9 protein-coding genes and 2 pseudogenes are annotated in these 12,766 nt (G+C 68.0%); 4 read left to right on the plus strand and 7 right to left on the minus strand.

The features are described 5' to 3' along the window. Positions 1-17 precede the first annotated feature (17 nt). Positions 18-1,744, minus strand: a pseudogene (locus tag MMSP_RS29500) (PE family protein). Positions 1,745-2,178: 434 nt separating this feature from the next. Here MMSP_RS29500 and MMSP_RS03965 point away from each other — a divergent pair. Both MMSP_RS03965 and MMSP_RS03970 read left to right on the plus strand, forming a co-directional pair. Next, complete coding sequence (locus MMSP_RS03965) at positions 2,179-2,484, plus strand: helix-turn-helix transcriptional regulator (protein ID WP_011738479.1); 306 nt, start codon at positions 2,179-2,181, stop codon at positions 2,482-2,484. Continuing rightward, a complete protein-coding gene (locus tag MMSP_RS03970) occupies positions 2,481-2,897 on the plus strand; it encodes a VOC family protein (protein WP_011738480.1) in 417 nt (138 codons plus the stop codon). Before MMSP_RS03965 ends, MMSP_RS03970 begins: the two co-directional genes overlap by 4 nt. A 110-nt stretch (positions 2,898-3,007) precedes the next feature. Here MMSP_RS03970 and MMSP_RS03975 read toward each other — a convergent pair. After that, a pseudogene (locus MMSP_RS03975) lies at positions 3,008-4,635 on the minus strand (PE family protein). Positions 4,636-4,921: 286 nt separating this feature from the next. Between MMSP_RS03975 and MMSP_RS03980 the strand changes: the two are divergent. Next, entirely contained in the window at positions 4,922-6,277 is a 1,356-nt protein-coding gene (locus tag MMSP_RS03980) for an alpha/beta fold hydrolase (protein WP_020785572.1), read from the plus strand. Positions 6,278-6,321: 44 nt separating this feature from the next. Here the strand turns inward: MMSP_RS03980 and MMSP_RS03985 are convergent, their stop codons facing one another. Genes MMSP_RS03985 through MMSP_RS04005 form a run of 5 tightly spaced genes read right to left on the minus strand, consistent with a single transcriptional unit; the run spans position 6,322 to position 11,436 of the window. Then, positions 6,322-7,152: an ABC transporter permease gene (locus MMSP_RS03985; RefSeq protein ID WP_015357615.1), complete on the minus strand. Its 831-nt coding sequence runs from the start codon at positions 7,150-7,152 to the stop codon at positions 6,322-6,324. Next, on the minus strand, positions 7,149-8,078 hold the full coding sequence (locus tag MMSP_RS03990; protein ID WP_020785573.1) for a glycosyltransferase: 930 nt from the start codon (positions 8,076-8,078) through the stop codon (positions 7,149-7,151). The genes MMSP_RS03985 and MMSP_RS03990 overlap by 4 nt, the downstream gene beginning before the upstream one ends. Continuing rightward, a complete protein-coding gene (locus MMSP_RS03995) occupies positions 8,071-8,913 on the minus strand; it encodes an ABC transporter ATP-binding protein (RefSeq protein WP_015357613.1) in 843 nt (280 codons plus the stop codon). The genes MMSP_RS03990 and MMSP_RS03995 overlap by 8 nt, the downstream gene beginning before the upstream one ends. Before the next feature lie 3 nt (positions 8,914-8,916). After that, positions 8,917-9,450: a bacterial proteasome activator family protein gene (locus MMSP_RS04000; protein WP_012396839.1), complete on the minus strand. Its 534-nt coding sequence runs from the start codon at positions 9,448-9,450 to the stop codon at positions 8,917-8,919. Between the two features lie 12 nt (positions 9,451-9,462). Beyond that, positions 9,463-11,436: a DUF6541 family protein gene (locus MMSP_RS04005; protein WP_020785574.1), complete on the minus strand. Its 1,974-nt coding sequence runs from the start codon at positions 11,434-11,436 to the stop codon at positions 9,463-9,465. Between the two features lie 130 nt (positions 11,437-11,566). Between MMSP_RS04005 and MMSP_RS04010 the strand changes: the two genes are divergently transcribed. Next, on the plus strand, positions 11,567-12,763 hold the full coding sequence (locus MMSP_RS04010; RefSeq protein ID WP_020785575.1) for a cysteine desulfurase-like protein: 1,197 nt from the start codon (positions 11,567-11,569) through the stop codon (positions 12,761-12,763). Positions 12,764-12,766 lie beyond the last annotated feature (3 nt).

The following is a 12,766-nucleotide window of genomic DNA, read 5'->3' on the forward strand; positions in this document are numbered from 1 at the left end:
GAGCGGGCCGTCCCTGATTAGCCCGATGCGCCGCCGGTGCCCGGTGTCCCGCCGGCGCCCTGGTCACCGGTCTGGCCCGACATTGCGCCGCTGCCGCCGGTCCCGCCGTCGCCGCCAGTGCCGGCGTCACCACCGTCGCCCGCGTCGCCCATCTGGCCGAACATTCCACCCGAGCCGGCGGCGCCACCCGTGCCGCCGTTGCCGCCATTGCCGCCGGCGCCACCCGTGCCGCCGTTGCCGTCGGTGCCGGCAGTCGTGCCAGTGCCAGCGCTGCCGCCATTTCCTCCGTTACCGCGCATGGCGCCGGCGCCACCGTTGCCGATCATGAGGTCGGTGGCGTTGCCGCCATCGCCGCGGTTGCCCCCCGCCCCGCCGCCGGACCCGCCGCTACCGCCGGCCCCACCGTTGCCGCCGGAAAAGCCGCCGATCGCACCGTTGCCCCCGGCACCGCCCCCGCCGGCGCCATCGCCGCCGGACCCGCCGCCGCCGCCGGACCCGCCCATGCTGGCGGTGCCGCCGTTGCCGCCATTGCCTCCCAGGGTGCCGGGCCCGCCGGTTTGGCCATCACCACCGCCGCCACCCAGGTCGACGCCCGTGCCACCCTCACCGCCGTTGCCGCCCTGCTGCCCGGCGAACACCCCCGGGCTACCCGGTGCGCCGTCGCCACCGATACCGGTGGTGTCAATGCCGTCGGTCCCGGGGTCAGCCTGCTCGAAGACCGGGTTTGGGGTGGGGTTGACGCCGGCGGCGCCAACGGTTCCGTTTCCGCCGTTGCCGCCGTTTCCGTAAAGACCGCCGTTTCCGCCGGCGCCGCCGTTACCGCCGTCGGCGCCGGGTGTGGTGGGGGTGTAGCCGTCGCCACCTTTGCCGCCGTTTCCGGCCACGGTGGTGGGGGTGGCGCCGTCGGAGCCGTGGATGCCGGTGCTGGCTCCGGTGCCCCCGGCGCCGCCGGTCCCGCCGAGCCCTGGATTTCCGCCGTTGCCGCCCTTGCCGCCATCGAGATGGGTGGCATCGCCGGCCCCGCCGGTGCCGCCGTCGCCCTGTTGACCCTGGGCGCCGAACAGGCCGGCTTGTCCGCCGGCGCCGCCGTTTCCACCGGTGCCGCCGGTCCCGCCGTTGCCGCCGTCGCCTCCGGTGGCGCCGGGCGTGGTGGCGGCCGCGCCGATGCCGCCGATCCCGCCGGCCCCGCCCAGGCCGCCGGGGCGCCCGCTCCACCGGCCCCACCAGCGCCGCCATTGCCGATTAGGCCCGCCGCGCCTCCGTTGCCGCCGGCCTGCCCCGCCGCTCCGGTTCCGCCGTTACCCCCGTTGCCCCACAGCAGGCCGCCATCGGCCCCGTTCTGCCCGGTCCCGTCGGCGCCGTTGGCGCCGTTGCCGATCAGGGCCCGCCCCAGCAGTGCCTGGGTGGGCGCGTTGACCACGTTGAGCAGGTCTTGGGGCAGGCTCTGCAACGTTGCGGCACCCGAGGCTTCCGCACCGGAGTAGGCGTCGGCGCCCGCGGTCAACGCGGCCACGAAGCGGTCATGAAACTCCGCCGCCTGGGTGCTGACGGCCTGATAGGCCTGGGCGTGGTTGCCGAACATCGCGGTGACCGCCGCTGAGACCTCATCAGCGCCCAACGCACTCAACAGGGCCGTGGTCGGCGCCGCCGCCCACGCATTGGCCGTCTGCAGGCTGGATCCGATGGTCGAGACCTCAGCAGCGGCGGCGTTGAGCACCTCCGGGCTCGCGAAGACATAAGACATCGTTAGTTCCCCCGGCCGTTAGGCGCCCGACACCACCAAATCCGCGATCACCGCACCATGGGCACCGCACCATGGGCACCGCACCATGGGCACCGCACCATGGGCACAGCACCATGGGCACAGCACCATGGGCACAGCACCATGGGCACAGCACCATGGGCACAGCACCATGGGCACAGCACCATGGGCACAGCACCATGGGCACAGCACCATGGGCACAGCACCATGGGCACAGCACCATGGGCACAGCACCATGGGCACAGCACCATGGGCACAGCACCATGGGCACAGCACCATGGGCACAGCACCATGGGCACAGCACTCACTAGCAAAATGATAACACACGTTTCCGAGTTTGGGTAACGATTGCCCACCTGGGCGTGAGCGGCCGGCAAACCCTTATCCGTTGACAGGCAAGTAACGGCTTGCATATCGTGCGGGAGGTGGGCGATGTCTTCAAGGCGCTGGCGGATCCCACCCGGCGTGTCATCCTCGGCGAGCTGACCGACCGGAACGGCCAAACTCTCTTCGAGATCTGCGCTCGTCTGACTACGAAACATGGGATTTGTTCGACACGACAGGCGATTTCGCAGCACCTCGATGTGCTGGAGGCGGCTGGGTTGATCGAAACGCAGCGCGGCGGCCGGCAAAAATTCCACTATCTCAACACCGCTCCCCTTGGCCAGATCGCCAAGAGGTGGCGCATCGATACCGCCGACTCCGGAAGAGGGACTACATGAGGATCAATCTGGCCAGTGTCCTGGTCGACGACCAAGACAAGGCACTGCGCTTCTACACCGAAATCCTCGGTTTCCAGACCAAACACGACGTTCCGATGGGCCAGTTCCGATGGATTACCGTTGTCTCACCGGAGGACCCCGACGGCACCGAGCTGGTCCTCGAGCCCGACGAGCACCCGGCGGCCAAGCCGTTCAAGGACGCGCTGAGCTCCGACGGGATTCCGTTCACGGCCTTCGCGGTCGACAACGTGCAAGCCGAGTTCGACCGACTCCGGGCCCTCGGTGTTCGCTTTACCCAGGAACCCACCGAGATGGGGCCGGTGACCACCGCGGTTCTCGACGACACCTGCGGCAATCTCATTCAGATCCAACAGGCCGGCTCGCAGCCCGCGAGTGAAGGGTCGGGCGGTTGATAGATGCCGAAATCTCGGGTGCGCGCGAAAAGTAAGGATTCTGCCGGGCCGCGGCGCTGTGCCAACTGGCCAGGCCCACCGGTGGTTACTCCGTAGGCGGGTGTCGCGTATCAGGGGAACCCAGGTCCGCCGTCGCCACCGTTGGCTCCGGTGCCATCGCCGCCGGAGCCTCCGGGGCCCGGGGTACCGGTGCCGGGGGAGGTGCCGGCCATACCGGCTTGGCCGGTAGATCCTGTGGCCCCGGTATCCCCGGACAGGCCGCTGGTGCCGTAGGGGGGACGGGGGTCGACGGGGTCGTAGCTAACGCCGCCGCTGCCGCCGTCGCCACCGGCACCGCCCTCACCGCCGGTCCCGCCGTTGCCGGCTGCGCCGCCGGTGCCGTTGGTGCCGGATTGTCCGTAGCTGCCGCCAGCACCCGCGGCGCCGCCGTCGCCGCCGTTGCCTCCGGTGCCTCCCGTGCCGCCGGTGCCTCCGTCCCCGCCGTCGCCACCGTTCCCGGGGAGCGACGAGAGGCTGTTGCCGGTGGAGTCGCCGCCGTTGCCGCCGATGCCTCCGGTGCCCCCGGTGGCTCCGGTGCCGCCGTCGCCTCCGGCGCCACCTGTACCGCCGTTGCCGCCGTTGCCGTAGAGGCCGCCGGACCCGCCTGCTCCGCCCGCGCCGCCATTGCTACCGTTGCCGCCGTCGCCGGCTTGGCCGGTGAATCCGTTGGCGCCGGACGACGTGCCGCCGTCGCCGCCTGCGCCGCCGCCGTCGCCGCCTGCTCCGCCGTCGCCGCCCCAGCCGCCTACCAGGGGACCGGTGCCGCCGGTGCCGCCGGCGCCGCCTTGGGTGCCGGGGCCGTCGATACCGCCGGTTCCGCCATTACCTCCGAAGGGATTCGTGTCGCCCTGGCCGCCGCTGTTGTAGCCGTCGCCGCCGGTGCCGCCTTGTTGTCCCGCGGTGGTGCCGTCGCTGCCGGTCGTACCGTTTCCGCCGTTGGTGGTGGTGCCGTCGGTTCCGGAGGTGGCGGTGCTGGTGACGGGGTGGGGGGTGGGGTTGGTGCCGGTGGCGCCGTTGCCGCCGTTTCCGCCGGTGCCGCCGTTGCCGCCGTTGAGGGTGGGGTCGGTGGAGGTGTAGCCGTCTCCGCCGCGTCCGCCGCTGCCGTTGGTGGTGGTGGTGGGGGTGGTGCCGTTGATGCCGTGGGCGGCGGTGTCGGTGCCGTCGCCGCTGGTGCCGCCGGCCCCGCCGAGTCCCCGATCAACCCGGCGTCGCCACCGCGGCCAGCGGCCTGACCCGCCGCCCCGGCCCCGCCGTTGCCGCCGTTGCCCCACAAGAGGCCGCCCGCCCCGCCGTTGTGGCCGCTGCCCGCGGCCGCGTCAACACCGTCACCGATCAACGGGCGCCCCAACACCGCGATCGTCGGCGCGTTCACCGCACCGAGCACATCGTCGCCGACGGTCTGCAACACCGCCGCACCAGCGGCCTCGGTCCGGCCATAGGAGCCCGCGGCCGCGGCCAACGCCGCCACGAACCGCTGATGAAACGCCGCCGCCTGCGCACTGACCGCTTGATAGGCCTGAGCGTGGCCACCGAACAACCCCGCCACCGCTGCCGACACCTCATCGGCACCCAACGCGCCCAACACCGTCGCGGTCGGACCCGCCGCAGCCGAACTGGCCGCACCAACATTGGAACCGACACCAGCCAGTAGCGCGGCCGCCGACTCCAGCTCCTGCGCAGAAACCACCAGATAAGACATCACTGATCACCCCACCCCGGAACGGACCAAGACCACACCGCCCGGAATTCACCGGAGGTGACCATCAACGAAACTCAGATGGTAGCGGTATAAGACCCGATGTTTCCTGAATTGGGGCAAGAAGTTTTTGGACGGTGTGGGTCGCCCTCATCGCGGTCATAGAAGAATGGCTGCCAGATGTCCGGTCGGTACGGTGGGCAACTCCCCGACGGACTCGCGAAGGGCCGGCGCAGGACCAATGCCGCCGCGACGAATGCCACGACTACGGTCGGCGACTTAGGAGACCATGAACGACGATTCAGAGCTGGCTGAATGGATCAGCGAGCAGCATTGGCGGCAACCAGTGCAGAGCACCGCAATGACCGTCGCAGACGGGGGCCGGTTTCGGGTCACCCGAGTCGGTGCGGGTCAGGGATCTCCGGTGGTGCTGCTCCCCGGGATGTTCGACAACCGTCGTCTGTATTTGTGGCCGGGTGGGGGTGGGCTGGCCGAAGCACTGGCCGATAGCGGCCTGGACGTATGGATCGTCGAGCGGCGCGGAGCAGGTGGGGTAGCCGTCGATACCGGGGTCCGCGCGGGCTGGGAGGAGATGGTTCGCATCGATCTGTCGGCCGTCCAACGGCTGATCGCCACCCACAACGGTCGTCCGGCATTCTGGGTGGCGCACTCGTTTGGTGGGGTGGCATTGGCCCGCGCCGCCGCACAGACGATGCAACAAGCGCAGGTCGCGGGGCTGGTGTTGGTGGAAAGCGCCGTCGATATCCCGTTGCTGGCGAATCGGGTGGTGGCCGCGACCGTGCAGGCCAGCATGTGGCGCGGTATGTTCCCGGCCCGGCTGTTTCGGCTCGGTCCCGAAGACGAGCCAGTGGCCGCCTTCCAAGACGCGATCTCCTGGGGCCGTGCCGAACGCGCTGGCGGCGAGTTGTCGGCGGCGCTGCAGGCCGTACACGTGCCCGCACTGGCCATCACAGCTCCCCGCGACGTCATCGCCCCCGCTGGGCGCTGCAAGCGGCTTGCGCAGGCATTCGGCAACGCTGACCGGCGCATCCAATCCGCCGCACGCCGCCACGGATTCGCCCGCAATCACAACCACGAATCCCCGCTGCCGCATCCCTCGGCGAGTGCGGACGTGTTTCCGTTCCTACGTGACTGGTTTTCCGCGCGCCTCGACGAGTGCCCGCCGGACACCGCGGCTACCGCCCCGGTCGGGCGGCACCGCCTGCAATACACCGTCGAACTCGACGCTCCACCTGAGTGGACCTTCGACGTGCTCACCCACCATTGGGCGACTTTGTGGCCGGTACGCCACCGGCGGGTGCGGGCCGGGGTGCATCCCCGTGCGCCGGACGGTCTGCGGTCGGTCCGGGCGCAACGCGCGTTGGGCGTCTGGCCGATCCAGGAGGAGATTGTCGGTCACCGGCCGGCGCGGCTGATCGAATATCGGACCATTCGCGGCCCGGTGCGCAATCATTTCGGCCGCATCGAACTCACCGCCGTCCCCGGACGCGGCACACAGCTGGACTACTCGATCAGCTTCGACACCCCGGCGTGGTTGCCCGGGCGCTTGCTGGCCGCCGTGCTGGATGTGACCTGGCGTTTCTACAGCCTGCCCCGGCTACGGCACCAAACCGGCGGCGGCTGATAGGCAAAGCACCAAGACGGGTTGGGTTGATACCGCTGGCGGCGCTACACCCAGTAGGGCACCCGCGCGCGGTATTGCCGCATCGCGAACGCCGCCAGCACCCAGCCGACGATCGTCAGTGCGATCACCACCAGCCAGTGCCTCAGCTCTTGATGGGCACCCAGCAATGGCGCGCGGACGATGTCGAGGTAGTGCAGCAGGGGATTGAGTTCGACAATGCGTGCCCACCGGCCCGCGCCCTGGCGGTGCAGGGTCTCGTCGTTCCAGATGATCGGCGTCATGAAGAACAGCAGCTGCACCAGCGAATTGAGCAGCGGTGCGATGTCGCGATAGCGAGTCGCCAGGATGCCGAAACATAATGACACCCATACACAATTGAGCACGATCAACCCCAGCGCCGGCACCACCGACAGGTCCGCCCAGGACCACGGCTTGGGAAAGATGATCGCGACGACGAAGTAGATCACGATGTTGTGTGCGAAAAAGATCATCTGCCGCCAAACCAGCCGGTAGACGTGCACGCTCAACGGTGCCGGCAGCTGTTTGATCAAGCCTTCGTTGGAGACGAAGACGTCGGCGCCGTCCAGGATGGCCGCGTTGATCAGATTCCAGATGATCAGCCCCAGGGTGACGTAGGGCAGATGTGCGGACAGCTCGAGGTGGAAGAGCTTGGAATACAGCCCGCCCATCGCCAGGGCGGTGGTGCCGGTCGCGATGGTGATCCAGAACGGCCCCAGCACCGATCTGCGGTAGCGCTGTTTGATGTCCTGCCAGCCCAGGTGCAACCACAGCTCGTGGCGCCGAAAGCCCTCCAGCAGGTCACCCCGGGCGCGGGCGAACGTCCTGGACTGGGCCGCCGCGTCGATGAACGTCATCTGGATCCTCCAAGATCGGGCTTTCCGAACTTCTCGTGACGCCCCAAGCGGCGCAACCGAATCCACTCCCGCAGACCCTTGGGGTCGTGGCGGGTCACCAGGAAGAACCAGCCGAACCTCAGCCACTCTTGGGGCAGCAACTTACGCAGGCCGGGCTGAGACAACACGTAGCCGCGGTTGCGGTAGGTGAAGAACCGTTTGCCGGGGTCGTCAGGGTATTGGGTGTGCATCCGGCCGCCGAGGATCGGTTTGAACTCGTCCGATCCGCACGGGTGCAGATAGGCCGTGTCCAGGCAGGTTCCGAAGGGTAGTCCGGACCGAACCAGCCGGCGGTGGATCTCCACCTCGTCACCCCGGATGAAAAGCCTCAGGTCCGGGACGCCGATCGCTTCCAGCGTCGACGCGCGGAACAGCGCTCCGTTGAACAGCGAGGCTATTCCTGCCAGCAACTCCTGGCCCGCCTCGGTGCGCAATTCGCTGGCGTGCCTGCGCCACACCAGGCCACGCCGCAACGGAAAGGCCAGGCGCTGCGGGTCGTCCATGTTGCAGACGACCGGCGACACTTCGGCCAGCCCGTACTTTTCGGCGCATGCCAACAGGGTCGCCAATACGCCGGTGTCCCGGGGGCGCCCGTCGTCGTCGGCCAGCCACACCCAGTCGGCCCCCAGCGCCAGCGCGTGCAACATGCCGAGCGCGAAACCGCCCGCGCCGCCGAGGTTTCGACGTGACTTCAAGTAGGTGGTGGGGATCGGTTGTCCCGCAACAAGATCGCCAACCCGGTTGGCGCCGGAGTCCTCGGCAGCGTCGTTGTCGATCACGATCAGGTGATCGGGCAACCTGGTCTGGGTGCTCAGCACGTCCAGCGACTTGGCCAGCTCATCGGGGCGCCGGTGGGTGACCACGACGGCGATGACGGTGTCACTCATCCCCGGAAGCTTTGTGCGCCAGCGGCTGTTGAGCGACGTTGTCACGCTGCGTTTCGGCCAGCACGTCGCGCACGTGGCGGGCCGCGTCTTCGCCCTCGTAGGCCCGCACGACGTCCTCGATCCCGCCGCTGAGCTTGATCTCGCCGTGGTCGATCCACATCGCCGTCTTGCACAGCCGCGCCAGGAACTCGTTGGAATGGCTTGCAAAAACCAGGATTCCGGAACGCTCCACCAAACTCTGCAGCCGGGACTGGGCCTTCTTGAGGAACTCCGCGTCCACCGCGCCAATGCCTTCGTCAAGCAGCAGGATTTCCGGGTCGATGCTGGTCACCACGCCCATGGCCAGCCGGACGCGCATGCCGGTGGAATAGGTGCGCAATGGCATGGACAGGTAGTCGCCCAACTCGGTGAATTCGGCGATTTCGTCGACCTTGGCCAGCATCTGCTTGCGGGTCTGCCCCAGGAACAGGCCGCGGATGATGATGTTCTCGTAGCCGGAGATCTCGGGGTCCATGCCGATCCCCAGGTCGAAGACCGGCGCCACCCGGCCGGTGACCTTGGCCAGCCCACGGGTCGGCTCGTAGATGCCGGACAACAAGCGCAGCAGCGTGGATTTTCCGGCCCCGTTGTGGCCGACCAAGCCGACCCGGTCACCGTGTTCCAGGGACATGGTGATGTCCCGCAGGGCCTCGATGACGACGACGTTGGAGCTGTTGCGGCCGATGGAACCGCCGGCCTTGCCCAGGAAGGCCTTCTTCAGCGAGCGCGACTTGGCATCGAAGATGGGGAATTCGACCCACGCGTCGCGGGTTTCGATCCGTGGCAGTTCAGACACGGTCTAGAGGTACTGTCCGGTGCCGTGACCGTGGGGTCCCGGTTTGCCGATGCCTGGAGGCAGCGCACCCTGGCGCATCTGCTCCAGCTGCGCGCGCGCTGCCATCTGTTGGGCGAACAGGGCGGTCTGGATGCCGTGGAACAGCCCTTCGAGCCATCCGACCAGTTGCGCCTGTGCGATGCGCAACTCCGCGTCCGACGGCGCTGAGTCCTCGTTGAACGGCAGGGTCAGCCGGTCGAGCTCTTCGCGCAGTTCGGGTGCCAGACCGTCTTCGAGTTCGCGGATGCTGGTGGCATGGATGTCGCGCAACCGGTTGCGGCTGGCTTCATCTAGCGGTGCGGCCCGGACCTCTTCGAGCAGTTGCTTGATCATGGTGCCGATGCGCATCACCTTGGCGGGCTGTTCCACCAGGTCGGTCAGTGAGCGCTCGTCGGAGTCTTCGTCGGTTACCGCCATGAGCCTCGGGTCGATGCCACCGATGACCTCGACGTCCTCGGCCTCCGGGTCATCGTTGCCGGTACTCAATCCAGTCACCATCCTCTTACGTACCTACTTGGAGTGCGTCTGTGCGGTCTTGCCGCTCCACTCGTAAATTCGGGCTCCACCGTTGTCGTAAATTTTCTTCCACGACGGGGAATTCTCCAGAGAGACTAGCCCGTCGGGAACGGCGAACCCTCTGACCGTCGGGCTGCTGGTCAGGATGTAGCGAATATTGAGCACCTTGATCGACTCGACTACCCGGGGATCGGAATCGCCTCTACCTGCGTAGGCCCAGAAAATAAACCGGTGGTATCCCGGCCCCTGCTGCACGGGATAGTCGTAGTGGGTCCACAACGGATGCAGACCCGCCACGGCGTACATCCAGGCGGTGCCGTCGGTGTTGGCATTGCCGATCATGGTGTCGCGCGCGCCGGGCAGCGTCGCCAGGTACGCCATGGCGTCGAGGTCCTTCTGGTCGATCATCACCGAGTCGTACTTGTCGCCGAACAGGAACCGATGGCGCGGAAAGTAGTGCCAGGTGCTGACCAGGCAGACCCCCAGCAGTAGCGCCACGGTGACCGAGACCCAGAACGGTTGGGGCAGTGGCCGGAATCGATCCGTGAGTCCCCGCGCCGCCGCCACCACCAGCGTGACGATCCAGAACAAAGCCACGCCGGCCATCAGCATCAGCAGCAGCGTGGTGGCGGCCGCGATGCGGCGTGGATCGTTGTAGAAGAACTCGCCGAGCGACCCGGCCATCGCATCGATCGGACCGCCCAAGGGGGTTCCCGCATTGACGTTCATGACGACCAGCAGCAGCCACACCGCCAGCGGCCACCAAATCTTTTTGATCAGCAGAATGAACCCGCCGATCGCGGCCAGCGCAATCAGCGCGTACTGCACCGGGAAGTCGTTGAGATGGCGCGAATGCTGGAACACCGCATCGAACACGCCCCGCTTCTTGCTCAGGTAGGTGAGAAACGAATGCCCGGCGATGATGTCTTCCTGCTGTTCCACGCTGATGAACTGCGGCAACATGATCAACCCGGAAATCGCGGCCACCCCCGCCAGCGTCGCCAGATCGGCCAGCCGGCCCCGCACCGGATGCCACAGCGCCTCGAACAACCACCAGGCTGCGACCAAGAGCACGACCACCATGCCGCCCGCGATGTGCACCGACAGCACCCCCACCAGTGCCAGCACCGCTATCGGAATGCGGTCGCGGTGCCGCGGTGTCGAGGTGATCAACACCATCGCGGGTACCGCGACGCCGTAGGAGGCTAGATTGGGCATGGCCGCGGTGCCGAATTCCACGTAGGGCAGCGCGGTGAACGATGCGGACAGCGCCGCTGCTGTCGCCGCGGAGCCCGCGGTGCGCCATTCCGTCAGGTGGCCGCGCATCGCGCGCCAGGTCAGCGTTGCCGCGCTGACCGGAAACAGCCAGATCGCTGCGGCCAGCGAGTTCAGTGTGTAGCCGGTGGTGGGCGCCGCGCCGGTGAGTTGGCAGAACACCGTGGTCAGGCCATGAAACACCGAGGGGTAGTACAGCAGCGCATGGGTTTCGACGTTGCGCAGCTCGCCCATGTGGGTAGGGGAGGCCTGGCCGGTGTCGAGAATGAAGCGCACGGTGTTGGCGTGCCAGACCGCGTCCCAGGTGCTGGGGATGGACTGCCAGTGCGGGATGCCCCGGTAGGCCGCCCAGGCAATGAACAGCGTCCCCAGCGCCACGCCCGCCGCGACGGTGAGCGCCGGGCCGCGGCTGACACCGCGGGCTTCTGCCTCCTTGTCGCGAAAGCGGCCGAGTAGCAGCTGGAAACCCGTTACCGCCGCGGCCACGACCGCCAGCGCCAGCAGCGCTGTCCAGCCGTTCCACGGGATGCCGAGCGCGCCGTAGGGGACGATCGCCAGTGCGATCACGCCGTAGGTCAGCGGCGGGCCCACCGCGATAGCGATCGGCCAACTGAGCTGCGCGATACGTGCGATGAGGGTCCCCGGCGCGATCAGCAGGATCAATGCGATCAGCGTTCCGAACCACAAGGTCACTCGACTAGTATGGCGGGGCCGGGTGACCTGGCTCCGGAAGCCGGAACGGTTGGAATGTCTGGAACGATCCGGGCCACCCGCTAAACGTCACCAATCCGCGTGAGTGGCTAGATTCTCTAAGGTGGCAGGCATGGCATATGACGTCGCCCGGGTGCGTGGACTGCACCCGTCCTTGGGCGACGGGTGGGTGCATTTCGATGCACCCGCCGGCATGCTCATTCCCGATTCGGTCGCGACCACTGTGTCCACGGCCTTCCGGCGTTCGGCCGCTAGCACCGCGGGCGCGCATCCGTCCGCCCGGCGCAGCGCCGCCGTGCTGCAAACGGCGCGGGAGGCGGTGGCCGATCTGGTCAACGCCGACCCGGCCGGTGTGGTGCTGGGCGCCGACCGTGCCGTGCTGTTGTCGGCACTGGCCGAGGCGTCGTCCTCACGCGCGGGGCTGGGGTACGAGGTGATCGTCAGCCGCCTCGACGACGAAGCCAACATCGCCCCCTGGCTGCGCGCCGCCCACCGCTACGGGGCCAAGGTGAAGTGGGCCGAGGTCGACATCGAGACCGGTGAGCTACCGACCTGGCAATGGGAGAGCCTGATCAGCAAGTCGACCCGGCTGGTCGCCGTCACCTCGGCTTCGGGAACCCTGGGCGCGGTCACCGATCTGCGGGCGATGACCAAGCTGGTTCACGACATCGGCGGCCTGGTCGTCGTCGACCATTCCGCCGCGGCGCCCTACCGGCTTTTCGACATCAAGGAGACCGAGGCCGACGTGGTCGCGATGAACGCGGTCGGCTGGGGCGGTCCGCCCATCGGGGCGATGGTCTTTCCGGAACCGGCGCTCATGCACAGCTTCAGCTCGGTGTCGACCGATCCGCACGCGACCGGCCCGGAACGGCTGGAGACCGGTTTACACCAATTCGGATTCCTGGCCGGTGTGGTCGCCAGCATCGAATACCTCGCCTCGCTCGACGAGTCGGCGCGCGGAACGCGGCGTGAGCGCCTGTCGGTATCGATGCAGTCCGCGTCGGCCTACTTGAACCGGATCTTCGACTACCTGATGGTCTCGCTACGGTCGCTGCCGCTGGTGATGTTGATCGGCCGACCGGAGGCGCGGATACCGGTGGTCAGCTTCGCGCTGCAGGACGTGCCGGCCGACCGGGTGGTGCAGCGCTTGGCCGACAACGGCATCCTGGCGGTTTCCAACTCCAGTTCGCGGGTTTTCGATGTGTTGGGCGTCAACGATGTCGGCGGCGCGGTGACCGTCGGGCTGGCCCACTATTCGACGATGGCCGAAGTGGACCAGCTGGTGCGTGCGCTGGCCTCGTTGGGCTGAGCC

Source organism: Mycobacterium sp. 012931 (assembly GCF_000419295.1).
Lineage (GTDB): Bacteria > Actinomycetota > Actinomycetes > Mycobacteriales > Mycobacteriaceae > Mycobacterium > Mycobacterium marinum.